Below are 25,081 nucleotides of genomic sequence, written 5' to 3'. Positions count from 1 at the left end.
TGGGGATCACTTGCGGGATCACTTGCCGGACTTCTGCCATGCGTCGGCGTACTCGCCGCGGATCTTGTCGCCGTAGGTCTTCTTCCAGGTGGACACGCCCTCGTCCCAGTCGGACAGCGGCTTGCGCCCGGTGATGATGTCGGCCTGTAGGTCGAGCATCTTCTTGTCCAGCACCGCGCCCTGGCTCTGGTCGGTCGCCGAGTAGAGCCCGGCCAGCGGCCACGCGACGGCGTTGGACAGGCCGGCCTGCTCGCCCTCGTACTCGGTCTTGGTGATGTCCGGGAAGCCGGGGGCGTAGTGCACGACCGGGCAGGCGCCGATGTACAGCGTCGGCACGGTCACCTCGGACTTGCCGGTCGCCGTGGTGATGGGGTCGGTGCCCTTGAGCGTGAAGTCCCAGTCCGGCAGGCCGTAGAGCCGGGTCCGGTGCTCGTCGGTGCCCCACGGCGCCTGCAGCCAGTTGAGGACCCGCAGGACCTCTTCGATGCGCGCCTTGGAGCCCTTCTTCAGCCCGGTGATGGAGAAGATGGCCGGGCCGAGGTAGGTCTTGGCCGGGCCGCCGCCGTCGAACTTGGGCGGCTGGATCGGGGCGATCTTGCCGGTGGGCACCGTGTTGCGTACCGACACGGCGACGTTGGACCAGGTGGAGACGCCGACCAGCAGCTTGACCGTGCCGGAGGTGATCCAGCTGATCTTCTGCGCGCTGGTGGCGGAGAACGAGTCCGGGTGGAACAGCCCGGCCTTCCACATCCCGGCGACCACGTCCAGGGCCTTCTTGTACTCGGCCGACTCGTAGTCCTTGGTGAACGTGCCGCCCTCGTTGGCCCAGCCGTTGGGGACGCCGAGCATCTGGTTGACGAAGGTGACCGCCGAGGGCATCGAGCAGGTGGCCCACTGGTTGGCCCGGGGGTTGGCCAGCTGCTTGCACAGCTCGACGAACTCCTGACCGCTGGTGACGTTCAGGGACAGCCCCATGCCCTCGATCAGGTCCTGGCGGGCGTAGGTCATGACCTTGATGGGCGGATTGTGCAGCGGCACACCGTAGATGCCGCCGTTGTAGACGGTGCTCTGCCAGCTCTCGGTGGGGATGTTGGCCAGCGCCGGGTAGTTCTTGACCGCGTCGCCGCTGAGGTACTCGGTCAGGTCCTGGAACTTCGCCGCGAGCAGGCCGGGCAGCTGCGGGGTGTTGGTCCGGATCTCCATGGTGTCGGGCAGGTCGCCGCCGGCCATGACGGTCTGGAACTTGTTGACGTAGTCCAGGGTGGGCGCGCCGTTGATCTTCAGCTCGGCGCCGAGCCGCTGGTTGAGGTTCTGCCAGTACTTGTTGCTGTCCACCGGGACCGGCGGGGTGTTCATCGTGCACAGCGCCTGGATGGTTCCGCCGCGGGCGGGCGCCTCGGTGGTGAACTTGGGCGGGTTGGCGGGGTACGCGAAGTACGCGGGCCGCGCCCCTTCCGCCGTCTGCGGGAGGTCGGCGGGTACGCCGGTGTAGGGGACGAGGGTGGGCAGCTTGACCGCGGCGTTGGCCGCGCCGCCGGTGGCCGTCCCGTCCGTGCTGCACGCGGCGAGCGCGCCGGTGCCGATCGTGCCTGCGATCGCGGCGCTCACCACGCCGCGCAGCATCGTGCGTCTGGAAACTTCAGTCATGTGCGACTCCCTGTGCGAGTAGTCGTCAGCAACGTGTGCCGTGCGAGCAATGCAATGAGCCTGCAACCGCTTGCGGCAATCGTCAAGACCTACGGACGCACAAGATTCATTAGATGGCTGTTTTCCAGGTACCAAGCCGAGAGCAAACGGTTGCTTTAGGAGGTACGCGGGTGGTTACGACCCGATTCGCAGATCGCGCCCGGCGAAGCTGGGGCGCAGGTCGGCCAGCGCGAACCGGGCGGCCAGCCCGGGCACGACGTTGCGCCACTGGGGCACCGGACCCGGTGTGTAGGGCGCGGCCAGCAGATTTCGGGGCTCGACCGGCGCTTCGGTCAGCTCCACCCCGGACAGCCGGGACTCCAGCGCCCCGGCCAGGTATCCGTAGAACGTGGCGTCGCCGGCGGCGTACAACCGCAGCGGGCCGGCCTGGCGCAGCCAGGGATGGGACTGGACGAAGTCGACCGCGCGGAGCACGTCGAAGATCCGGCCGGCGGCCAGGCTGTCGTCCAGCCACAGCAGCTCGGTGAACATCCGATAGCTCGCGCCGAAGTAGCCGTCCTCATCGGGCCAATTGCTGGACGGCCGGGGCCGCAGTGTGCCGGTGCCTCGCACGTCCAGCACCAGCACCACCTGCCCAGCAGCGGCCTGGGCGGATATCCAGTCCGTCCGCTCGGCCAGCTCTCCGGTGCCGTCCGGGAACAGCGCGAGGGTGACGCCGCTGGGGGGCGACTCGGGGTGGACCACCACCGCGGCGTTCCACAAATCGGCTTCAGGTCGCCAGAGCGCGTGGCGTACGTCGGGCCGGTTGTCCACCGAGGGCCAGCGGGTGAAGAACTCCTCGGGCAGCTCTCGATGGGCGTACACCCTGCCGCGTAACCATTCCAGCGCCGCCGCCGGGTCGGCCGGTTCGAGGTGGAACTCGTGCGACTGCGCCAGATGCGGCTGCGGCGGCGGATCGCAGGCCAACTCGGCGGCCGTCAGCGGCACCGGATCGGTGTCGTCCGGCACCCGCCCGTCGCCCAGTTCCCGGACGAAGAACGCGGTGGCCGCCTTGGCCAGGTCCGGATGGTACTGATGGGTGGCGGGCACCCGGGCCAGCGCGAGCCGGTCGGCCGCGTCGAGCAGGCCGTAGACGCGCCCGGCTCGGCGTACCGTGTCCAGCGTTCCTTCCAGCGGGAAGAAGTCGTACTCGACGGCCAGCACCAGCACCGGTCGCGGAGCCATCGCGATCAGGAAGTCCTCGTGGTCCAACCCGGCCTGGCCCGCGCTGGGCAGCACCTGTTCGGCGTCATGCGGCGCGCCGCTGCGCAGGAACGCGCTCCGACTGGTCAGGTAGGTGCCCGGGGCGGCCGCGGCGAGCCGTGGCTCCACCGCCATCAGCAGGGCGGTCAGCGTGCCGCCGCCGCTGTTGCCGGTCATGCCGATGCGGGCCGGGTCCACCTCCGGACGCCGGCACAGGTAGTCGATCGCCCGTTGGGCGTCGTGCACGAAGTAGCGGCCCACCGAGTGCCCGGTCCACCAGCTGCGTACGCCGAGGTCGGTGTGCTCGAAGATGCCGGCTGCGGCCGGGCCGCCCGGACCGATCCGTTCGCCCTGCCCGACTGGGTCGATGATCAGCGCCACGATGCCGTTGCGGGCCAGCCGGGCGCACACCGCCTGATACGGCGGGTACGCCTTGGCCTGCTCGCCGTGGCCGCACACGAACAGCACCGCACCGGTCGGGCCGGTCAGGTCGTCCGGCAGGTACAGGTTGGCCGGCAGCTGGGTGCCCGGCCGGGTCGCCAAGAGCAGCCGGTGCACCTGGTATCCGGCCAGCTCGGTGACGCCTACCAGCTGGGCGGGCACGTCGTCGCCGGTCGGCAGCAGCCCGCCGAGCGCGGCCGTCACGGTCGCCCGGATCTGCTGCTGGCGCAGTGTCACCGCGGCGGGATCGGCGAGCGCGTCGTTGACCGCGCGACCGCGATCGATCGACGCCAGAGCCCGGCGGTACACGTGCTGCTGGAGGTCCAAGGGCGCGTCGAAGGCTCCGTCCAGATATGGACGGAATCCGGGGATCGGGCTCATCAGACTGACGGAGCCGGGATGCTCACGGGTGTCTGCGGCAGGAACGCGGCCGCCTCGCCGGGCGCCGGGCCGGTGGAGCCCCGGATCACCAGATAGGTCTCCAACTGGACCACCGCCGGGTCGTCGCCAGTCGCTTCCACCGTGCCGTCCAGCACGTCCAGCAGCAGGTCGACCGCCGCCGTCCCGGCCTCGGCGCAGGGCACGTGCACGGAGGTCAGGGTCGGGTACGCGACGCCCGACAGCGGGCTGTCGTCGATGCCGATGACGCTGATCTCGGAACCCGCCCGCCAACCGCGTTCGGCCATCCGGGCGAGCACGCCGAGCGCGATCAGATCGTCGTACGCGATGACCCCGGTGACGCCGCTGCCGTGCAACAGGTCGGCCGCGCGTACGCCCGCCTGCACCTGCGGCTCGAACGGGCCGTACTCGATGAACTCCGCGCCGCGTTCCTCGCAGACGGCGGCGATGACTTCGCGGCGTCGCTGGTTGGACCAGGATCGGCGGGGGCCGGCGAGGTACCCGATCCGGCGGTGGCCCAGCGCGGTGAGGTGCTCGACCGCCTGGCGCATGCCGTCGGGGTTCTCGATCAGCACCGCCGGAGCGCGGGGTACCTGCCGGTTGACGAACACGGTCGGGCCGAGCTTGCTGATCTCGGCCATCTTGGCGTCAGCCGCCCGAGGCGAGACCATGATCAGGCCGTCGACCTGCTTGCTCATCGCCCGCGCGCGGGTCAGCTCGTCGGCGGCGTGCTCATCGGTGTCGCCGAGCACCACGGCGAGATCCTTGGCCGCGCAACGCTGCTGCACCGCCTTGATGATCGGCGGGAAGAACGGGTTGGCGATGTCGGGCACGATCAGCCCGATCGTGCCGGTGCGGCCCAGGGACAGCGACCGCGCGACCCGATTGGGGGTGTATCCCAGTTCCCGGGCGATGCGCTGGACCCGTTCGCGCGTACTGGCGTTGACCTTGTCCGGATCGGACAGTGCCCGGGACACCGTCGAGGCCGACAGCCCGCAGGCCTCCGCCACGTCCGCCAGGTTCACCGTCACCACGCCACCGTCCTCTCGCTTCCGCAAAGGTACCGCAATCGCTTGCACCTCACCCACCTGCCTCCGTCCGGAGCAGGTCGGCGATGTTCACCGGGCGATTGTCCTTGATCGATCGCCACACCGCCTCGCCGACCGCCACCGCGTACGCCCCGGCCTGCGCGTCGGCCCGGCAGCCGAGCGGATCGTCGCCGGTCGGCCGGAACAGGTCGGCGACCAGCAGCGGGTCGGCGCCCAGGTGTCCGGTGTCCTCGCCGTCGACCGGGTACGCCCGCCCTGCTCCGAACAACGGATAGTGCGTGATCGGGGTGCTGCCGGCCGGCGGCAACGGTTCGACGTCGTAATACAGGTCGGTCTCCAGCCGGCCGTGGGTGCCGTTGACGGCGAGCCGGTATCCCTCCCACGGCGCGGAGAACTGGATCGAGTAGTTCAGGCTCGCGCCGCCCCGGTAGCGGACGACCACCGAGTAGGTGTCCTCGATGTCGATCTCCGGGTCGTACGCGGACAGCCGCTGCGGGTACTGATCGGGATAGCTGAGCCCGACGGAGTCGCGGACCGGACCTGCGTCCGCTGCGGAAGCCGTTTCGTACCAGCGGTACGGGTCGGCTTCGGTACGCTCCGCGGCGGTCAGCTCCCGCCCGGGATTGTGTGGGCTGTCCGCGCCGAAGAAGTTCCGCGCGCCGTATGCGAAGACCTGCTCCGGCACGGCGTCGATCAGCCAGCCGACGAGGTCGAAATGGTGGCAGCTCTTGTGGATCGACAGTCCGCCCGAGCGGGCGCGGGTGCGGTTCCACCGGCGGAAGTAGCTCGCGCCATGCCGGGCGCCTACGTTCCACACCAGTTCGACGCTGGTGACCCGGCCGACCGCGCCGTCGGCGATCAGCTGACGCAGCCGCTGATGGCGGGGGGCGTACCGGAGGTTGTGGGTGACCCGCACGGTGCCGGGGCTGTCCTGGGCGGCGGCGATCACCCGGGCCGCGTCCTCGGCGCTGGTCACCATCGGCTTCTCCACGATGACGTCCAGCCCGGCGGTCAATCCGGACAGCACGTAGTCCACATGGGTGTGGTCCGGGGTGGCCACCAGGATGACGTCGGGCCGGGTCTCGGTCACCATCCGGTCGAACTGCTCCGGCGAATACCACGGCACCTTGGCGTCGACGGCGACACGGTACTGCTCCACGCGGTCGGCGTCGCGGTCGAGGATGGCGACCAGTTCACCGGCGTCGGCGTACGGGGCGGTGTCCGGGGCGATCGGCGGCCGGTCCGGCCGGCCGAGCAGCGGTCCGGCGAACACCGAGATGCCGCGTACGGACAGGCCGCACAACGCGTACCGGGTCCGGCCGGTCACCGTCGCCGGCTGGTTGTCGTCATCCACAGTGCCTCCTGATTCGCGCCCGGTCGTTGCGCGGACGCGCTGGTTCGGTGGGCGGGGCGATCACGCCAATTCCCCGTTGTCGTACCGGATCTGCCCGCCGACGATGGTCGCCACCGTGCGGAAGGCGTCGTCGAAGACGGCCAGGTCGGCCGGTGCGCCGAGGCACAGCGGCGGTGCCGATGGTGCGGGAGCCGAAGGTCCGGCCAAGACGTGGGCGGGCGTCGCGCTGGCCATGCCGACCGCGACGGGCAGCGGAACGCCGAGCGCGGTGTGCAGGTGCCAGACCATCCGGTTCAGCCCGGTGGTGCTGCCGGCGAACGAGTCCGCGCCGACCACCATGCCCACGCCGTCGGACACGACACAGTCGTTGCCCGCCAGCCGATAGCGGCTGCCGTCGGGCAGCCCGGCCCCGGCGGTGGCGTCGGAGACCAGGATCAGCCGGTCCGGCAGGCAGCGCATCGCGATGCGCAGCAGGGCGTCGGGCAGGTGCCGCCCGTCGGCGATCACCTCCGCCGTCAGCCGGTCCGAGGCCAGGGACTCCTCCACCAGTCCGGGCACCCGCCAGGGGCCCTCGCGGCGCAGTCCGGACTGGCCGCTCCACAGGTGGGTGAGATGGCTGAGCCCGGCGGCTCGGGCGGCGGCCAGGTCGGCCCCGGTCGCTTCGCTGTGCCCGGCGGCCACGACCGTGCCGTGGTCGCGGAACCTGCGGATCGCGTCCAGCGCGCCGGGCAGTTCGGGGGCCAGGGTCACCATCGCCGGTGCGGCTTCGGATGGCAGCAGCCGGTCCACGGTCTTCGGGTCCGGGACCACCAGCAGGTCGAGCCGGTGCGCGCCGGCCTGGGCGGGGGCCAGGAACGGGCCCTCCAGATGCGTGCCGAGCAATCTCGCTCCAGCACTTGTACGCCGAGAGTGGCCGGCGGCGAATCGCAAGCGGTCGACCAGATCGGGCACCGACGCCGAGGCGAGCGAGGCGAGCAGCCCGGTCACACCGAAGCGGGCGTGGCCGGCCAATATCGCGTCGTACGCGGCCGGGTCGGTCTCGTCGAAGCTGTGCCCGGCCGCGCCGTGCGCGTGCAGGTCGATCAGTCCGGGGGACAGGTAGCGTCCGGCCAGATCGATCCGGCGTACGCCGGCCGGGACGTCGCGATGCGGGGGCAGTCCGGCGATGACACCGTTCTCGATGAGCACCGCCCGGTCGTGGTGGACCTGGGTGCCGGCGATGAGCCGCGCGCCGACGAACGCCATGCGCTCGCCCCCGTTGCGCCCCGCGACCATCTGCGCCACCCTCGTATGCCGATCGGTGCTGAGCCTCCGCACCTCGGTCGGCCCCCGCTTGCAAGCGATTGCACCATCTATCACCGCACGTGTCAACGTCGTAGGGGGAGAGATGGTTGACATTGCGGCAAGCGATTGCGATGTTGTGCCGATGAAACGGATGGGACGATTCGCCGGCGCTGACGTACTCGTCACCGGCGCCGGCTCGGGTATCGGCCGGCAGATCGCGCTGGATTTCGCCGCCGAGGGCGCGCGCGTACTGGTGACCGACGCCGACGGGGCGAGCGCTGCTCGGGTGGCAGCCGAGATCGCCGCCGAGGGCGGCACAGCCGTGTCCGATCGGCTGGACGTCACCGACCAGGAGCAGGCCGGCGCGGTGCTGGCCGCGCACGGCTGCCCTCGGATCGTGGTGAACAACGCCGGGGTCGCCAGTGACACGCCGTTCCCCCGGCTGCCGCGCGCGGAGTGGGATCGCGATATCGAGGTGGTGCTGACCGGCACCTTCCTGGTCTGCCAGACCTTCCTCCCGGCGATGGCGGCCAACGGCGGCGGCGCGGTGGTCAACGTCGGCTCCATCAACGCCAGCGGCTTCTTCGGCAACGACGCGTACAGCGCGGCCAAGGCGGGGCTGGAGAGCCTGACCCGCAGCCTCGCGGTGCGCTACGGCCGAGCCGGCGTACGCGTGAACCTGGTCGCGCCGGCCACCATCGCCACCCCGATCTGGCAGGAGCGGATCGATCGCGATCCGACGCTGCTCGAACGGCTCACCAAGTGGTACCCGCTGGGCCGCGTCGGGACCCCTGAGGACGTCGCGGCGGCGGTGATGTTCCTGGCCGGTCCGGAAGCCGGCTGGATCACCGGCACCGTGCTGCGGCTGGACGGCGGGCTGATGGCCGGTGACGCGGCGCTGGTCGACGAGATCCTCAGCCGCGACTACCTGATGTGAACGCAATTGCGGCAGCGGTTGCGATGAGCATGCAGGTGATTGCTGCTCGGCCGTCCGTCGCGACAGCATGGGTGCATCTGAAATTGCTGCAACCGCTTGCACTCATGGCGGGCCGTTAGTTAGCCTGGCCGGACCCACCCCTCGATCCCGTGGAGGAACGTTGTCCGCAATCCACCATGTCCGTGCCGGAAGCCTGCAGGTGAAGGTCTTCGAGACCGAGCAGGCGATGGCGGTCGCCGCGGCCCGGCACACCGCCGACGTGATGCGCCGTGCCGTGGCCGAGCGTGGTTCCGGCCGGATGATCGTCGCCACCGGCAACTCGCAGATCGCGTTCGTCACCGCCCTCGCGGAGGAACAGGTGCCCTGGGACCGGATCACGGTCTTCCACATGGACGAGTATCTCGGCATCGAGGCCGATCACCCGGCGTCGTTCCAGCGCTGGATCCGGGAACGCGTCGGTGAGCGGATGCGCCCGGCGGCGGTCGAATACATCAACGGCAAGGCCGCCGACGCCGACGCCGAGTGCGACCGTTACGAGGCGCTGCTGCGGGCCGAGCCGATCGACCTGACCTGCATGGGCATCGGCGAGAACGGCCACCTGGCCTTCAACGAGCCCGGCGCCGCCGACTTCGACGACCCCCGCTGGGTACGCCGGATCAAGCTGACGCCGGAGTCGATCAGCCAGCAGGTCGGCGAAGGCCACTTCGCCGATGCCCAGTCGGTGCCGCACACGGCGATCTCACTGTCCATTCCGGCGCTGCTGGCGTCGCGTACGGTGCAGGTCGTGACGCCGGACGCGCGTAAGGCGGCTGCGGTGCGCAACACCTTCGTGCAGGAGATCAGCCCGGCGTACCCGTCGACGATCCTGCGCACCCGGGACAACGCCACCCTGCTGCTGGACCGCGCGGCTGCCAGCGCCTCCGACGAGCTCATCGCCGAGCTGGCACTCCGGGTGTCGTAACCGCCCGCCCAAGACAGCGGTGCCGTCGCGGACGCGCGCGACGGCACCGCTTCCGCGTTGGGGAACCGCCTACTGCGACGCCGATGCGGAGCCGGTCAGCAGCTGCGGCGGGACGAAGCCGGCGTCGGCCAGCCGCCACCACAACTGCTCCGGGATCGGCCACCGGTACGCCTCGTCGTTGCGTACCACTTCGGCGGCCGAGCGGCAGCCGACGACGACGGAGTGGACCGCCGGGTGCAGCAGCGGCAACTGAATAGCCGGAGCGGCCAGCGGGACCTCGAACTCGGCGCAGATCGCGGCGCATTGCTGCGCGCGGGCCAGGATCTCCGGTGGCACGGGCCGGTAGTGGAACATCGCCTCCGGGGTGGGGTCGGCCAGCAGCCCGGTGTTGAACACGCCGCCGACGACCACGGCGGTGCCGGTGCGCTGGCACAGGGGCAGCAGTTCGTCGAGCGCGTCGTGATCCAGCAGTGAGAAGCGGCCTGCGATCAGGACCACGTCGACCTCGAACTCGGCCACGTACGCGGCCAACGGCGCGCAATGGTTCATGCCGAAACCGATGGCCTTGACCAAACCTTCGTCGCGCAGCCGCCGCACCGCCGGGTACGCCGATCGCCGCACCTCGTCCGGGAAGTCGTCGGGGTCGTGCAGGTAGAGCACGTCGACGCTGGACTGGCCGAGCCGGGCGAGGCTGGACTCCAGTGATCGCCGGATGCCGCGTTCGGTCCAGTCGGGCACGACCTTGGTCGGGTGCTCGCCGGGTTCGTCGGTCGGTTCCAGCAGCCAGCCGGTCTTGGTCGAGATCACCGGCTCGGCGATGCCGGCGGTGGGCAGGAGCCGGCCGAGGCGTTCCTCGGCAAGGCCGTGCCCGTACCGGGGAGCGGTGTCGAAGTAGGTGATCCCGGCGGCTGCCGCTGCCGCAATGGTCTCGGCAGCGCTCTGTTCGCCGACCGCGGTGAACAGGCCACCCAGCGGAGCGGTGCCGAGCCCGAGGCGGGGCAGCGTGATCATCGGTCCTCCCACGGCGTCTGCACCATCGGCGGCACGGCCCGCAGCGTCAGGGTCAGCGTCAGGCGTACCTGGGTCTGGGCGGGCAGCCGCACGGTCACGTAGCGTCCTTCGACCGGCTGCGGCGCGTCGTCGTCGACGCCGACCGTACGCAGCTCGTGCTCGGCGTACGTGCCCGCCTGCACGACGACCGAACGTGGAGTGCCGCCGACGTTCACCAGGTCGACAACGGTGTGATCCGGGCTGATGTCGCTGACGAGGGCGGCGACGTCGTCGGGCAGCCCGGGCCGGCGCAGGTCGGCGTCGTGGTAGCGCACGTGCAGCTGGGCCAGCCCGCCGTTGTAGAGGATCTGCGGCGAGCCGGTCGTCAATTGCAGCAGCGCTTCGGTGACGATCGGGTTGCGGTCCTGCCAGTGGTGGATGTCCAGCGCGCTCGGGCCGGTCGCCGGGTCTACCGGGTCGGCCTCGATCGCGGTGACCTTCGCGTCGCAGGTCTCCAACGCGCTGCGCAGCATGCGCTCGGGGAATCCGGGGTTGCGCCCGGCGAGGAACTCCCACCAGGGTTCCTCGTGCCCGGCCTCGTCCTTGAGTCGCTGGGTGTGCACCGTCGTCCAGTCCCAATTGGACAGCTCGCGCAGCCGCTCGACCCGGTCGTGGTCGGCGGAGTCCCGGCTGAAGTGCCACAGCGACACGGTCAGCTGGTTCGGCAGGACGGTGAAGTCGAACCAGCCGCTGTCGTCGTGGCGCTGCGGGACCATGAACGTGGTGTCCGCAGGCATGGCCGCCAGGTGTGGCCGCCACCGGCGGCCGAGCGTGCCCATCTGGTCGGCCGTGCGCTGCTCGCCGTGGCGCATGACGGTGTCGAGCGGGTTCCGGGCGATCTCCAGGTAGCCGTGGTCGCCGGTGACCGTCGCGGCGTTGAGCGCGCCGACGAGGGCCGCCATGCCGACCGAGTGCACCCCGTGCGGCCAGGCCCAGCCGTAGTGCCCGCCGTACCAGCGGCCGTCGAGGTACTCGCCGACGACCCCGGTCAGCCCGGCGTTGTCGGGGATCACCTCGTGGCCGGACAGCCGGTCGCGCCAGGCTCCGGCGTACTCGGCGACCCAGTCGGCATAGCGGCGGTCCCCGCTGAGCAGGTACGCGTTGGTGACCAGGCTGGTCGAGGCGAGGTTGACGAGGGTGTCACCGCGGCCCATGCGGTCCCACATCGCCCGCCCGTACGCCCGCGCCCGCTCTGGTGATCCGGCGAGTTCGTCGAACGGGGCCGCCTCGTCGATCCAGTCCAGCGGCAGGCCATAGGGACGCAGCGCGAGACTCCACGGGAAGTACGCCTCTTCGTCGCTGAAGCCCCAGCGTGGTCCCTCGGAGCCGTTGTGCGGGGCGCGGATGACCCGGTGCTCGGGGTCGTAGTTGGGGCCGCCGGGCAGGTAGAAGTCGGCGAACCGGGTGGCGAGCGTACGCAGGTCGGCGTCGTCGGGCCGGGCCAGGCACAGCCCGTAGAACAGCAGCATGCCCTCGCCCTGGTGGAACCAGTCGTAGCCGCGTTCCAGCCGCTCGTGGAGCATGCTCATCTCGGCCAGCTGATCGGTGACGGCCTGCCAGTGCCGGTGGGCGGCGGCGAGGATGTCGGCGCTGCCGCCGAGCAGGTACAGCGTGGGCCAGTTGAAGAACGGCTCGTAGAAGTCGTCGACGCCGTCCCGGCCGTCCAGACCGACGCCGAGGGTGTCACGGAAGATCAGCCGGCCGGCGCCGTCGGTGTAGCGGCCGGCGAAGGTGCGCCACGCCTTGTCCTGCACGGCGAACAGCTCGCGCTCCAGGATCGCCCAGGTGGGCGGGGCGGATGTCGTGCGGGTCGCGGTGACGGTGGGGACCGGGGGCATGGACGAACACCGGCTCTCTAAATCGCTCATCGATTACCGATGTATAGAATCATGGAGCCGGTGGCGCCCTGTCAACACGCGTACGCCCTGGCGAGAGGGGAGGAGCCGGAGTGATCGACTGCCACGTTCACCTGTGGGACCCGGCCGACGGGCACCCGTGGATCCGGCCGGAGTCGCCGCATTTCCGCGCGTTCACCGCGGACGACCTGGCGGCCTCGGGCGCGGATCCGGTCAAGCCGGCTGACCAGGCGGCCGACGACCCGGCCGCGTCGATCGACGGTGCGATCCTCGTCGAGGCGTCTCGCGGCGACGTGGGCGAGACCGACGCGCTGCGCCGGCTGTGGCTGGACCATCCGCAGATCATCCTCGGTTACGTCGCCAACCTGCACCTGCACGCCGACGACGGGACCAGCCGATTCCGCGATCTGCTCCGGGAACTCGCCGAGACGCGGCCGCACGGGATGCGGCTGGGCGGCCCGCGGTGGGAGCAGACCCCCGAGGCGGCCCGCGCCCTGATTCCGGTGCTCGCCGACGAGGACGTGGTGCTGGAGCTGAATCTGGGGCGCGACGCGGTCCGGGTCGCCGCCGACGTCGCCGCCCGGCATCCGCAGCTCACGGTCGTCGTCGACCATCTGGGCAACCCGGCCAACCTGCTGACGGAGGACGCGTCCGGCTGGCAGGCCGACGTCACGTACGCCGCCCGCCGACCCAACGTCGTGATGAAGATCTCGGGACTGCTGACGCAGCAGCGCGGCGTACCCGTGGAGAAGGTCGCGGACCTGGCGCGCCACGTGGTCGCCGAGTTCGGGCCGCAGCGGTGCCTGATCGGGTCCGACTGGCCGATCTGCCTGCCCGCCGGTACGCGGACGCAGTCGTTGCGGCTGGCCGAGCGGGGCTTGGCGGGGTTGTCGTCGGCCGACCGCGGCAGCGTGCTGCGCGGCACGGCCGAGCGGGTCTACCAGGTCGCGTCCCCTGCGCGTGGGTTGACAACGATCGAGCCGCTCTGCTTCGATTCGACTGATGATCGATAGGCGATGAGAAGGACCACGTCGGCCCCGACGTCGTACGCAGCCCTGCCCGGATCTATCGATACCGGTTAAGCGATGGGGCGTTATCATCGGCAGTGGATCCGGTATCTCATGATGGGGAACTCATGGCTCCGAAGCAACCAGCGAGCGACGCGCCAGGCGGATTCGCCTCCACCCTGGACACCAAGAAGGACCGGCTCCGGCACACCCTGATCTCCGACCGGGTGTACGAGCTGCTCCGCCAGGCGATCGTGGAGGGCGAACTGGCCCCGAACGAGCGCGTGGTGGAGTCCGAGATCGCGCGGCGGCTCGGCGTCAGCCAGGCCCCGGTGCGCGAGGCGGTCAAGCAGCTCGCCCGGGAGGGCCTGCTCACGCACATCCCCCGGCGCGGCAACTTCGTCGTCGAGATCTCCAGCCAGGACGCCGAATACGCGCGCCAGGTACGCGAGCCGATGGAGCGGCTGGCCGCCCAGCTGGCGACCGGCCTGATCACCGAGGAGCACCTGCGCGAGCTCGGCGAGCTGGTCGATCAGATGCACCGGGCGGTGGCGATCAACGACATCAGCCGCTTCCGGGACGCCGACATCGCCTTCCATACCCTGGTCAGCCAGGTCTCCGGCAACCACTTCCTGGTGCGGATGTGGGAGCTGCTCGAACCGAGCCTGCGTGCCCTGCACGCGATCGCCGACCCGCTGTTCGAAGGTGACTGGCACGCGATGGCCGACGAGCACGGCCGGCTGGTGACGCTGTTGCGCGACGGGGACGCCGACAAGGCAGCCGAGGCGTTCGCCGCGCACGCCGCCGGTCGCGCCCCGGTGCCGGATCTGCGCTCGGGCAAGAAGCCCGCGAAGGCCAAGACCGCCGAGCACGTCTGACGAACACGCGAAGGTGCCCCGGGCCGACGCGGCCCGGGGCACGTGTCTTTCCAGGGTCAGCGACTCGCGCCCGCGGTCCAGGCGGCTGCGCCATATTGGTACGCACCGCAGCTGGGCACGGCGTCGGTGGAGCCGTCGGTGATGCCCGGCAGCGCGATCGCACAGTTGCGGGCGGGGGAGGCGTCGGTGAGCCGGTAATCGTGGTTCGCGGCGCCCACGAACAGTGGATCGATCTCGTTCGGCAGGTTGTTGGACAGCACCATGCCACCGTCGGTGGCACCGGTCAGCCCGCGGAAGGTCCCGAGGTTGTTGTAGACCTTCGTCCCGGTGGACTGGTTCGGTCCCTTGACGTAGAAGAACGTTCCGCCGCCGACGTTGTTGTAGACGCCGTTGTTGCAGGAGCAACTGCCCAGGCCGTTGAGCATGACGGTGCCCTCGGCGTTGCCCCAGCCGACGTTGTTGGCGATGACGATGTTGCTCTGCCCGTTGTCGGCGTACACGCCGGTCACGCCGAACGAGGTGACGCCCTTGCGCGGCGCTGGATCGTGCAGCACGTTGTGGTCGATCGAGGTCTGCAGCATGTCCGAGCCGCAGCAGGTGTACACCGCCGCGACGTCCAGGCTCAGCTTCGCGTACTGGGAGATGTCGTTGTACGCGATGCTGTCCGGTCCGGGCGTACCGCCGATGGCGTTGTCCCACTGGAGGTTCACGCCGCTGCGGCCGACCCGGTAGATGGTGTTGTGCCGGACCGTCTGGCTGTTGCCCTGCACCGCTACGCCGGCCGCGTACGTGCCGAGGTAGTCCACGTCGTGGATGACGTTGTTGATGGCGCTGTTGCGCTGCCCGCGCAGGGCGATCCCGTTGCCGGCGCTGTACGCCAGATCGCTGTTGACGACCTGGTTGTCGGTGCCGTTGAGGACGATGCCGGTGTCGGCCACGCCGCGGGTCACGGTCGAGCCGCAGTCGGTGGCGCCACGGGTGATGTCGGTGTAGTGCGACAGGTACTTCGCGGTGATCCCGTCGATCACGATGTTGGTGCTGCTCACCCCGGTCTCGATGCTGGCGGCGAACAGGTCGACGCCGGTGACCTTTATGTAGCTGGTGTTGCGCAGGTCGAAGGCCAGCTTGCGGGTCTTGGCCGCCACGGCGTGCTGGTTGAGGTCGTCCTCGCTGTAGAGGTACAGCCGCTTGCCGGCGGCGTCGTAGAACCAGGTGCCGGGGTTCGCCAGCTCGCCGATCTTGCCGGTGAGGGCGTACCGGGTGTCGTTGGGGACGATCTTGTGGATGCAGGGCGGCGCGATGTCGAGGGTCACCGAGCCGACGTCGGAGGAGGCCACCGAGCCGGTCGCCGTGATGTACCAGTAGTTGGTCTGCACCCGGGCGCCGGTCCAGTACCCGGCCGGGCGGGTCAGCGCCGGGTCGACGATCGTGGCGGCGGCGCTGCCGGTCTTGGCGTACTGGAAGGCGGGGTCGAGCAGCTCCAGGCCCGGGTGGGGCCACTGCGCCTCGACGTCCATCTTCTTGTCGGTGAAGATCTGCACGGTGGTGACGTCGGCGCCCAGGTCCACCGCCGTGCTGTAGACGTGGCCCGCGGCGACCGCTGCGCTGAACGGGGAATCCTGGGCGTACGGGTCGGTCTGCGCGATCTGGTCGACGTCGGCGCTGGTGACCGGCGCCCAGCCCGACACGGCGGTGGTGCCACTGATGGTCACGGTCGCCCCGGGCGCGGGACGGTAGGTGATCGGCTGCCCGGCGGTGCCGGAGCGGGCCGGCACGACCGACTCCTCGTAGGTGCCGGACATGATCAGGCAGGTGTCGCCGGGCACCATGACGTCGGCGCACTGCTGGATGGTCGGGAACGGGGCGGCCGCTGACCGGCCGGCGAACATCGGCCTGCCCCATTTCCCGACGTAGTAGGTGGTGCCCTGATGGCCGTGCGCGGCGGCCGGCACGGCGGGAAGGACGACTCCCACCGTGGCCAGCACCGCTACGACCGATTTCCACGTGCTGACTTTCATTGCCTATCTCCCGTCCCGGGTGGATGGATGGTCGACGTGCGATGAACCTTCAGATCAGCCCTTCACCGCTCCGACGGTGAGTCCGCTGATGATGTGGCGCTGCATGTAGATGAAGAAGATGACCACCGGCGCGATCGCCAGCAGCAGGTTCGGGAAGACCTTCGTCAGGTCGGTCGAGTACTGGCTGATGCCGGCGTAGATCGCGGTGGTCACCGTGTACCTGCCCGAACCCGGGCTCAGCAGGATCTGCGGGCTGACGAAGTCGTTCCAGATGCCGATCGAGTTGAGGATCAGCACCGTGACGACGGCCGGCCGCATGAGCGGGAAGATGATCGTCCAGAAGGTACGCAGCCGGCCCGCGCCGTCGATCATCGCGGCCTGGTCGATCGAGCCCGGGATGGTCCGGATGAAGCCGACGAACAGGAAGATGCTGACGGGCAGCGTGGCGGCCACGTCGTGGGCGATCAGGCCCGCCACGGTGTTGGCCAGCCCCACCGACCGCAGCACGTAGATCACCGGGATGATCAGGGCCGCGCCGGGGATGAAGGTGCCGGCCAGGAAGTACAGCATCACCAGTTGCGTGCGCTTCTTGAGGCTGCGGGCGATGGCGTACGCCGCCGGACCGGCCATCAGGATGCACAGGATGTCGACGACGACCACCAGGAAGAGGGTGAACCCGTAGCCCTTGATCACGTTGTACTGCGGGCTGCGTATCGCGTCCATCAGGTGCTTGACCGTGAGGTCGGCCAGCGGGAAGGAGAACGGGCTGTTGAGGATGTCTTCCTGCGACTTGAAGGTGTTGACCACCAGCAGGTAGACCGGCACCGTCATGACCACCAGCAGGAACAGCAGCATCAACGGGCGTACGGGGGAGCGCCGGGTTCGTCCGGTCGGGGCAACCGCCATCTCGTCTCCTAACTCGCCACGTCCGTGTCCTGCCGGTTCCGCAGAGCGGTCACCACCAGGGCAAGGACGGCCGACACGACCATGAGGAAGACGGCTTGGGCGGTGGCGTACCCGACCTTGGTCCCCTCGAACGAACGGGCCAGGATGACGTACGCGTAGGTCTGGGTCGCCCCGGCGGGGCCGCCGCCGGTCAAGCTGACGACCAGGTCGTACGCGCGGATCAGGCCGATGAGGTTGAGGACGGTGGCCACCGTGACGACCGGCGCGATCATCGGGACGACCACCCGGCGGTTGGTCTGCCAGCGGCTCGCGCCGTCGATGGCGGCGGCCTCGATCAGTTCGGCCGGAACCGTCTGCAGGGCCGCGACGAACAGCACGACGTTGAATCCGAAGCCGGCCCAGACGATCACGCCGATGAGCGTGATGAGAGCGAGCTTCTCGTCGAACAGGAACCCGATCGGGTCGATGCCGAACTTCGCCGCCGTGTTGTTGATCGCCCCGTTGGTGCCCAGGATCGCCGACCACAGGTAGCCCAGGATGAGGGCACTGATGACGTGCGGATAGTAGGCCAGCGCCCGGAAGAACGAGTTCGTCCGGGACGAGTCCTTCAGGGCCAGCGCGTACGCCAGCCCGCCGCCGATCATCAGGACCGTGCCGCAGACGGCGACGATGGTGGTCACGTACCAGGCGCTCTGGGTGTTCGGGTCGTCGAACAGGTGCGTGTAGTTGTCCCAGCCGACGAAGGCGGCCTCGGAGAAGCCGTTCCAGTCGGTCAGGCTCAGGTAGACCGCCACCCCGACGGGCACGATGGTCATCACCGTGTAGAGGACGACGGACGGGGCGAGCAGGCCGGTGGTGACGGCTCCGGCCCGGAAGCGGGCCCACCGGCGGCTGTGGGACCGGCCCAGGCGCGACCGCGAGGATCGCGCCTGGGACCGGGTTACTTCTGCGAGTTCCACCACTTGTCCAAACCGGCGGCCACCTGCTGCGCCGAGGCGTTGCTGAACAGCGACTGGACCTGCGTGTTGAGCTCACCGGAGTAGCCGCTGATCGGCTGGCGCTCGCCCGCCTTGACCAGCACCGACGGCGAGCCGTCGAGGATCTGCTGCACGGCCGTGCCCAGGCTGGACATCTTGTAGGTGAAGCCCTTGCGCAGGTTGCCGTCCGCCGCCAGCTGGCTCTCGATCGCGGTCGGGTCGGTGGTCAGCCACTTGACGAACTCGATCGCCTCGGCCTTGTGCTTGGAGGCGTTGGCCACCACATACGGGTTGGCGATGTTGCCGACCTGGCCCGACGGGTACGCGCCGTCGGTCGGCATGGTGAACACGCCGATGTCGTCGCTCTTCTTGGCCGTGTCAGCTGCCGGGACGAAGAACGACCCCATGACGTACATGGCCGACTTGCCGTTGAGGAAGTTGGTCTGGCCGTCGGCGTAGGTCAGGCCGAGCGCGCTCTTCTCGAGGTAGCCCTGGCTGATCCAGTTCTTGTAACGGCTGAGGTACTTCTCGTAGTCGCTGCCGGCGAAGCTGACCGAGCCGGCCTTGCGCTTGGCGTACCAGTCGGCGTCGGCCGTCAGCACGCCCGAGTCGGCGACCAGGGTGAACTGGCCACCGGGAACCCACTGGCCGGCGGTCTGCAGCGGCGCGTATCCGGCCGCCTTGAGCTTGCCCATCGCGTCGGAGAACTGGTCCAGCGTCTTGATGTCGGTCGCGGTGAGGCCCGCCTTGGCGAACGCGGCCTTGCTGTAGAACACCAGCGACTGGATCTGGACACCGACGCCGACGAGATAGCGCTTTCCGTCGATCGCGTACTGGTCCACCAGCGGCGTGTCCTTGACCCAGTCCTGGTCGGACAGGTCGGCGAACAGGCTGGCGTTCTCCTTGGTGGGGGTGATCTGCTGGGCGATGTCCGGCGGGTCACCGGCCGCCAGGTCCTGGGTCAGCTTCGCCGCGGCCGAGATGGTCCCGGTGAGTTCCAGCTTGACCGTGACCCCGGGGTGGGTCTTCTCGTAACCGTCGAACAGGGTGTTCCAGTACTGCTCGGTGAGGTTCGGAGTGATGTTGACGATGACGCGCAGCGTCGTCTGCCCGGACGCGTCGTCGGAATCGGAGGAGCAGCCTGTCGCGGCCGCCATGACCACTGTGGCCGCGACCGCCGCCGTACACGCTCGGCGCCAGAGTCGTCTCATGTCTCCACTCCATTACGTAGTCGTAAATAATCGATAGTCGAGATGTAATCACGCGTTCCCGGGAAGGTCAATACCTCCGGGACCCGCTGCCCTCGCGTGACCAGCGCACCGCGATCCGGCCTCGAACCCCAGGCTGGAGGCTGGTCAGGGTCAGCCGGGTCACCCGCTCGCCCCAGCTGTGGCGCAGCAGGGGATCGTCGAGGTCCTGGTGGTCGAGCGACGCGGCGGCGAGGGTGGCGTCCCAGGTCATCCGCAGCCGCCGGCCGGGGTCGGGTTCGACAGTCGCCCAGCCGTCGCCGACCTCGACCCGACCGGCCAGCACATGCCGCAACCGGACCTGGTCTGCGGTTCCGTCCCAGGCGTCTGCAACCTCGAGGTACGCCGGGTGCGTGCCGTCGGAGCGTACGAGCCGGACCTCGCGCCGCCAGCTGTCGAGCAGTCCCGGCGGGTAGACGGCGCCCAGCTCGGCCCGAAGCTCCGTCACGTCGCCGCCGGATGATTCTTCGAGGTCGACGACGACTGCTCGCGCGCCGTGCTCTTCGCCGAGGCACTGGCCGCCGCCGACGTCGGGCACGTTGTGCCAGGCACTCTGGAACGGCCAGGCGTCATAGCGCCGGGGTCCGAAGGTGGCCGCGGTGTACGTCGGGCGGCCGACGTCGACCACCACCGGCTTCCCGTCCAGCGCGACCCAATAGGTGCCCACGTCGAGGTGGTTGTGGTGCTCGCCGTTGTGGCCGCCTTTGACCGCGACGGTCAGCCCGTCCGGGCGGCCCGCCGACTCCCGTGCCACCAGCACCTGCGTACGCGCGAACCAGGTCTCGCGCACTAGCCATGGTGGCTCGCTCGCGGGGTCGGCGAGCGCCCGGTGCCAGTCCGGGTCGGCCAGGGCCGTCAGTGCTCGCCCGAGCCCGGTGATCGGATGCGTCACCTGTCCCGAGGCGCGCCCACCTGCGGCGGCGTACGCGGCTGTCGGCGGCAACCCCCACCGGACGGCCCACTGACGGGGCACGTGCCACGGCTGTTCGCCGGACAGCCGGGCCGAGGCGTCGCCGACGTTGACGTACCAGTCGCCGCCGAGGTGCATGCGTTCCGGGTAGCGCAGCAACGCGGCCAGGATCGGCAGGTCGCGGGCGTCGAGCCGGTCGCCCCCGGCCTCGGCGAGCAGGTCGAGCGCCTCCATCAACCGGCACGGCCCCTGCCACCAGTACGCGATGCCTTCGTCGATGCTGCCGTCGTCGGGCAGAGCGGTCAGGTAATGGTCCAGCCCGCTGACGATCAGGCGTACCAGATGGGCTCGGCGCGGCCGGTCGTCGCACAGAAACAGCGCGGCGGCCAGGACCGACCCGTGGATCCATGGGTTCCAGTTGTTGGCCGTGCCGCCGAGGCCGATCCACGGCCAGTCCCGGACCTGTTCGAACGGGCTGAGTACCCGGCGATCGACTTCCCGGCGCAGCCGTCGGCGTAGGCCCGGCGCGCGCTGATCCAGATGTGGCCCGAGTGCGTGGTCGGCCCAGGCGAACAGCGACGCCATCTCGGCCGCGCCAAGGTCGAGGTAGGGATCGTCCGGGTCGGGGACGATCTCGCCGCGGGCGGCCGTGTGGCGATCGTGTGCTGCCCAGCACCAGGTGCTGGCCTCGGCCAACGCCATGAGCCCGTCGACGACGCCGTCGAGATGCGGGCAGGCGTCCGGTGGGGCAGTGGCCGACGCGGTTTCGCCGGTGAGCATAGCGGCCAGCACCAGCCGGCTGACCCGTTCGCGCAGCCGCCGCACTGTGCCCTCGTACGCACCCCGGTCGCCGTCGCGAAACGCCCGCGCCCACGCGCCGGCGGACAGCACCGGAGCTGGTTCGGCCAGGGCAGCAGTGGCCGCCGCTAGTACCTCTTGCCGCACCCGGGGATCGATCGCGTCCCAGGCGGACCGGTCGGTGACGTCGGGAACGGCGATGCCCCGGCCGGGTTCGGCCACCGCGTACGCCAGCTCGTCCGGGTCGTCGGCGTCCAGTACCCGGGCCAGCCGGCGTCGCAGTGGCCCCGGATCAATCATCGTCGCGGAGTATCAGCTCGACGACGGGCAGCAGGACGTCCGGTCGGGTGATCGGCAGCGTCAGCGTCAGAGTCCCGGCGTCCTGCCCGGGCGGGGCGAGGTTGTTGTGCTCGTGCCGAGTGCCGTCCAGCTGCTGGAACCGCACCTCGGACCCGTCGTGCAGCAGTTGGGCGTACCGCACGCGACCGGCCAGCCCGGCCAGGTGGACATGCTTGAGCGGCCACGACAACAGGTGCAGGTACAGCCGGTTGCCGACCTGGGTGTACAGCGCGTTCGACGGTGCTTCGAATCGGCTCGGCCCGGCGTCGCGTACGGCGCGCTCGTGCAGCGACATCCAGCCGGCGAAGGCGTCGAGCGTCTGCCGGGCCCGGGGATCGACTGCGCCACGGCCGGTCGGGCCCACGTTGAGCAGCAGGTTCCCTCCGTACGCGACGGACTGCACGAGCATCCGGACCAGCATCGCGGGGTCCTTGTAGTCGTGGTTGTCCCGGTCGTAGCCCCACGATCCGTTGAGCGTGTGGCACGCCTCCCAGCGGACCTCGACTCCGTCGCGGGTCAGCGGCCGGTCGGGCTGGTACTGCTCCGGCGTCACGTAGTCGCCGGGGATGCCGAGCCGATCGTTGACCAGGATGTCCGGCTGCAGTTCGCGTACCAGTGCCATCAGGTCCTCGGCGCCCCACTCGGCCGGACCCTTCTCGGCGTAGGTGAAGTCGAAGAAGAGCAGGTCGATCTGGCCGTACGCGGTCAGCAGCTCGCGGACCTGGCCTTGGAGGAACTCGCGGTACCGCGCCATGTCGCGCGGCTGGGCCCGCGCGGCCTCGTCACCGCGGTCCGGATGGTGGCTGTCGATGGTGAAGTCGGGATGGTGCCAGTCGAGCAGCGAGTAGTAGAGGCCGACGCGCAGCCCCTCGGCCCGCATCGCCTCGACGAACTCCGCGACGAGGTCCCGGCCGGTGGCCTGGACCGAGGTGTAGTCGGTGAGCCGCGAGTCGAACAGGCAGAAGCCGTCGTGGTGCTTGGCGGTGAGAACCGCGTAGCGCATCCCGGCGGCGCGGGCGGCCCGGGCCAGCTCACGCGCGTCGAACAGGTCCGGCTCGAAGTGGTCGAGATAGCGGTCGTACGCCGCCCGCGGCATCGCCTCACGGCTGCGGACCCACTCGTGGCGGGCCGCCATGCTGTAAAGGCCGAAGTGCACGAACAGTCCGAAGCGTGCCGCCGTGAACCAGTCCTGGGATGCCCCTAGCACCGGATTCTCCTCTCCGACGTTTGACAGTCCCCGTACCCTAGCTGTTACATCTACTATCGATAGACGATACATGGTCGCAACATCGCGCTCCCGCGGGGCGCAGAGGGGGCAGCACGCAATGAACGCGAACGGGCATCAAACGGCCGGAACGACCGGGACCTACGAGTCGATGGCGGGGCCGCTGGCGTCCTCGTCCTTCGTCCGGCCGACCGACCGCATGGTGGCGGCCCTCAACGACGTCAGCTCGGCGACCGCCTGCGCCAAACTCCACCAGCTCGGCATCACCCGGACCTTCATCGACGGCCCCGTACCGCTGCACCGCACACCTGACATCCACGTGGTCGGCGGCGCGGTCACCCTGCAGTTCATGCCCCAGCGCGAGGACGTCTTCTCCGGCGCCGCGCAGGAGGACGCCGAGCGCAAGACCGCCCTCTGGCGGGTACTGGAGACCATCCAGCCCGGCGACGTGCTCGTGGTCTCCGCGCAGGCCAGCCACTTCACCGGCTGCCTCGGCGACATGCTCGTGCGCTACTTCAAGCTCCGTGGCGGCGCGGGCATCGTCGTCGACGGCCGCGTACGCGACGCGCCCCGCATCCGGGCGCTGGGCGTACCGGTGTGGTGCACCGGCACGACACCGCACTACGCGTCGCAGACCGAGCTGTTCCCGTACGCCTTCAACGTCCCGGTCGGCGTCGGCGGAACCCTGGTGACCCCGGGCGACCTCATCGTCGCCGACGAGGACGGCGCCGTGGCCGTGCCGCAGGACCGCGCGATCGCGCTGGCCGAGGACGCCCTCTCACACCAGGACCGGGAGGCGTTCGCGCGCGATCGGCTCGACGCGGGCGGCCGACTGTCGGACTACTACCCGCTCACCGGGCCCGGTCTCGCGGAGTACCTGGCGAGCCAGCCGACATCAGACAACGGCCAGCCCCGATAAGCGAAAGAGGGCGGAAGGAGTCTGCCTCCTTCCGCCCTCTTCGTTAGAACGGCCACTGCTGGCGGGATCCGCTCTCGATGAGCGGAATCATCGCGAACGCGGCGTCGGAAAGCCCGCCGAAGGTGTGCCGGTTACGAGCCGACGGCGCATGCGCGACCCGATATCCCGCCAGGTTCCAGGTGTATACCGGGACCTCCGCGGGCACCGCGGCCACGACATCCGGCGCGTTGTGGGCGTACGCCTGCTCGTCGGTCAGGATCACCACGCGGTCGTGTCGGTCGTAATGCGTACGCACCGCCTTCTCGGTCTGCGTGCCGCCACCGTAGAAGTACCCGCCCTCCTTGAAGCGGCGTACCGCCGCCAGCACCGACTCGCCCTCGCGTGCCGGGAACACCTTCGCGTCGTTGGAGAACGACACCACCGTCGCATCGTGGGCCCGCGCGGCCAGCGCGAGCCCGAACACGGTGGCCGCGTCCCAGCAGCGCAGCGTGCCGTCCGTGCTGAACGCGCTGTTCATCGACCCTGACGTGTCGATCAGAATCAAGGTCCGCGCGTCCAGGGCCGGAACGTTCGCCAGCGCATGCTGCAAAGCCTTCTCCAACGGGTACGCCCACCGCAGGCTCGGCGCCGCGTTGAACGCCGACAGGAACCGCATCGGCAGTACGCGCGACCGGGCGACCTCCACCGGGTCGGCCAGCTTGGCCGCCACCGTCTCAGCCACCGCGTCGCTGACGTTGACCTGGTCGAAGTTGCGCAGGTTACGCAGCAACGCCAGATAACCCATGCTCGGGATGATGGCCTTCCACGCCGCCCCGTCCATGGTCGTCTGCCGCCACCCGGCCAGCGACTCCCACGTCATCCCCGCCGCGTCCAGCATCGCCGGGTCGGTGACCGTGCGTCGCTGCTCGACCGGCAACGCCATCAACTCGGCCCGCGCCGCCAGCATCGTCAGCGACTCCGGCACCGGGTTGTCCCGCTGATGACGCCGGTCCAGCGCATGCCGGAACAGGTCGCCCTGCCGCGCGTCCTTCGCAATCGGATGGGTCAGGTCGATGACGTCGCCGAACCGCACCGCAGCCTTCTCGGAGTCGTACTTCAGCAGGCTGCGCTCGTGATAGAGCCGCACCGCCGCATCGGCGACGCCGCGCTTGACCGGCTTGGGCAGGCTGCGCCCATAACGACCCAACCAGTACGCCAGCGCCTCACCCGGTTCGTCCGCCCGCTGGAGCGCCGAGTCGACGACGGCCCGCGAACCCGGAATCCCAGCGGCGACCTGCGCCCGCGCACCTTCCAGGGCCGCGACCACGGACGCCGAGCGCAACATCGCCCCAGTACGCAGCCATGCCACGAACCGGGCGAACCACTCCGGATCGGCGACCGCGACCGCCGCGACCAGCGCCCGGAAGCGCTCGTCCCGCTCGGTACGCCCCTCGTAGAAGGTGTGCTCGCCGACCATGTTCGACACACCCAGCAGGAACAACTCAGTACGCGGCTCCCGGAGGAAGCCCGGAGCGCCCTGGGCTGTGACGACGTGACCGGGCCGGTGCCGGCTGGTACGCAGCTTGAGATTGAACTTGGCCATCACGTCCCCCATGACAATGACGCGGGGGAGATGCGACGAGACCGCATACCCGAGA

General features: G+C 69.9%; 19 protein-coding genes. 5 read left to right on the top strand and 14 right to left on the bottom strand.

What is annotated here, in order from left to right:
- Nucleotides 1–18: 18 nt before the first annotated feature.
- The 5 genes from HDA40_RS13610 to HDA40_RS13590 all read right to left on the bottom strand — a co-directional run bounded on the left by HDA40_RS13610 (nucleotide 19) and on the right by HDA40_RS13590 (nucleotide 7,407).
- Complete coding sequence (locus tag HDA40_RS13610; protein WP_253755601.1) at nucleotides 19–1,647, bottom strand: extracellular solute-binding protein; 1,629 nt, start codon at nucleotides 1,645–1,647, stop codon at nucleotides 19–21.
- Nucleotides 1,648–1,821: 174 nt separating this feature from the next.
- A complete protein-coding gene (locus HDA40_RS13605; protein ID WP_253755599.1) occupies nucleotides 1,822–3,711 on the bottom strand; it encodes an alpha/beta hydrolase family protein in 1,890 nt (629 codons plus the stop codon).
- Nucleotides 3,711–4,760: a LacI family DNA-binding transcriptional regulator gene (locus HDA40_RS13600; RefSeq protein ID WP_253755597.1), complete on the bottom strand. Its 1,050-nt coding sequence runs from the start codon at nucleotides 4,758–4,760 to the stop codon at nucleotides 3,711–3,713. The genes HDA40_RS13605 and HDA40_RS13600 overlap by 1 nt, the downstream gene beginning before the upstream one ends.
- A gap of 49 nt (nucleotides 4,761–4,809) precedes the next feature.
- On the bottom strand, nucleotides 4,810–6,132 hold the full coding sequence (locus HDA40_RS13595) for a Gfo/Idh/MocA family protein (RefSeq protein ID WP_253755595.1): 1,323 nt from the start codon (nucleotides 6,130–6,132) through the stop codon (nucleotides 4,810–4,812).
- 60 nt (nucleotides 6,133–6,192) lie between these two features.
- Nucleotides 6,193–7,407 (bottom strand): N-acetylglucosamine-6-phosphate deacetylase, encoded by a 1,215-nt coding sequence (locus HDA40_RS13590; RefSeq protein ID WP_253755593.1) that lies wholly within the window; start codon nucleotides 7,405–7,407, stop codon nucleotides 6,193–6,195.
- Nucleotides 7,408–7,558: 151 nt separating this feature from the next.
- On the opposite strand from HDA40_RS13590, the gene HDA40_RS13585 reads away from it, so the two are divergent.
- Nucleotides 7,559–8,353, top strand: a complete 795-nt coding sequence (locus HDA40_RS13585) for an SDR family NAD(P)-dependent oxidoreductase (protein WP_253755591.1) — start codon at nucleotides 7,559–7,561, stop codon at nucleotides 8,351–8,353.
- 199 nt (nucleotides 8,354–8,552) lie between these two features.
- A complete protein-coding gene (locus HDA40_RS13580) occupies nucleotides 8,553–9,314 on the top strand; it encodes a glucosamine-6-phosphate deaminase (RefSeq protein WP_253755589.1) in 762 nt (253 codons plus the stop codon).
- Nucleotides 9,315–9,383: 69 nt separating this feature from the next.
- Here the strand turns inward: HDA40_RS13580 and HDA40_RS13575 are convergent, their stop codons facing one another.
- Both HDA40_RS13575 and HDA40_RS13570 read right to left on the bottom strand, forming a co-directional pair.
- Nucleotides 9,384–10,325, bottom strand: coding sequence for an aldo/keto reductase (locus tag HDA40_RS13575; protein WP_253755587.1), 942 nt, complete (start codon nucleotides 10,323–10,325; stop codon nucleotides 9,384–9,386).
- Complete coding sequence (locus HDA40_RS13570; protein ID WP_253755585.1) at nucleotides 10,322–12,202, bottom strand: DUF8034 domain-containing protein; 1,881 nt, start codon at nucleotides 12,200–12,202, stop codon at nucleotides 10,322–10,324. Before HDA40_RS13570 ends, HDA40_RS13575 begins: the two co-directional genes overlap by 4 nt.
- Before the next feature lie 110 nt (nucleotides 12,203–12,312).
- On the opposite strand from HDA40_RS13570, the gene HDA40_RS13565 reads away from it, so the two are divergent.
- Both HDA40_RS13565 and HDA40_RS13560 read left to right on the top strand, forming a co-directional pair.
- Nucleotides 12,313–13,233, top strand: a complete 921-nt coding sequence (locus HDA40_RS13565; RefSeq protein ID WP_253755583.1) for an amidohydrolase family protein — start codon at nucleotides 12,313–12,315, stop codon at nucleotides 13,231–13,233.
- A gap of 122 nt (nucleotides 13,234–13,355) precedes the next feature.
- Nucleotides 13,356–14,105, top strand: coding sequence for a GntR family transcriptional regulator (locus tag HDA40_RS13560; RefSeq protein WP_253755580.1), 750 nt, complete (start codon nucleotides 13,356–13,358; stop codon nucleotides 14,103–14,105).
- A gap of 56 nt (nucleotides 14,106–14,161) precedes the next feature.
- Here HDA40_RS13560 and HDA40_RS13555 read toward each other — a convergent pair whose 3' ends face one another.
- The 6 genes from HDA40_RS13555 to HDA40_RS13530 form a co-directional block, all read right to left on the bottom strand.
- Nucleotides 14,162–16,123 carry a right-handed parallel beta-helix repeat-containing protein gene (locus HDA40_RS13555; RefSeq protein ID WP_253755578.1) on the bottom strand — a complete coding sequence of 654 codons (1,962 nt, stop codon included), beginning with the start codon at nucleotides 16,121–16,123 and terminating at the stop codon, nucleotides 14,162–14,164.
- A gap of 54 nt (nucleotides 16,124–16,177) precedes the next feature.
- A complete protein-coding gene (locus tag HDA40_RS13550; protein WP_253755576.1) occupies nucleotides 16,178–17,029 on the bottom strand; it encodes a carbohydrate ABC transporter permease in 852 nt (283 codons plus the stop codon).
- Nucleotides 17,030–17,037: 8 nt separating this feature from the next.
- On the bottom strand, nucleotides 17,038–17,991 hold the full coding sequence (locus tag HDA40_RS13545) for a carbohydrate ABC transporter permease (protein ID WP_253755574.1): 954 nt from the start codon (nucleotides 17,989–17,991) through the stop codon (nucleotides 17,038–17,040).
- Complete coding sequence (locus HDA40_RS13540; RefSeq protein ID WP_253755572.1) at nucleotides 17,970–19,217, bottom strand: ABC transporter substrate-binding protein; 1,248 nt, start codon at nucleotides 19,215–19,217, stop codon at nucleotides 17,970–17,972. The genes HDA40_RS13545 and HDA40_RS13540 overlap by 22 nt, the downstream gene beginning before the upstream one ends.
- Before the next feature lie 67 nt (nucleotides 19,218–19,284).
- Nucleotides 19,285–21,261, bottom strand: coding sequence for a heparinase II/III domain-containing protein (locus HDA40_RS13535; protein ID WP_253755570.1), 1,977 nt, complete (start codon nucleotides 21,259–21,261; stop codon nucleotides 19,285–19,287).
- On the bottom strand, nucleotides 21,254–22,507 hold the full coding sequence (locus tag HDA40_RS13530; RefSeq protein WP_253755568.1) for an alpha-L-fucosidase: 1,254 nt from the start codon (nucleotides 22,505–22,507) through the stop codon (nucleotides 21,254–21,256). Before HDA40_RS13530 ends, HDA40_RS13535 begins: the two co-directional genes overlap by 8 nt.
- A 118-nt stretch (nucleotides 22,508–22,625) precedes the next feature.
- Here HDA40_RS13530 and HDA40_RS13525 point away from each other — a divergent pair, with 118 nt between their 5' ends.
- On the top strand, nucleotides 22,626–23,444 hold the full coding sequence (locus tag HDA40_RS13525; protein ID WP_253755566.1) for an RraA family protein: 819 nt from the start codon (nucleotides 22,626–22,628) through the stop codon (nucleotides 23,442–23,444).
- Nucleotides 23,445–23,487: 43 nt separating this feature from the next.
- On the opposite strand, the gene HDA40_RS13520 is transcribed toward HDA40_RS13525, so the two are convergent.
- Complete coding sequence (locus HDA40_RS13520) at nucleotides 23,488–25,026, bottom strand: TROVE domain-containing protein (RefSeq protein ID WP_253755564.1); 1,539 nt, start codon at nucleotides 25,024–25,026, stop codon at nucleotides 23,488–23,490.
- Nucleotides 25,027–25,081: the final 55 nt, after the last annotated feature.

It is taken from the genome of Hamadaea flava, assembly GCF_024172085.1.
Taxonomy (GTDB): Bacteria; Actinomycetota; Actinomycetes; order Mycobacteriales; family Micromonosporaceae; genus Hamadaea; species Hamadaea flava.
This window is presented reverse-complemented; position numbering and strand designations above follow the sequence as displayed.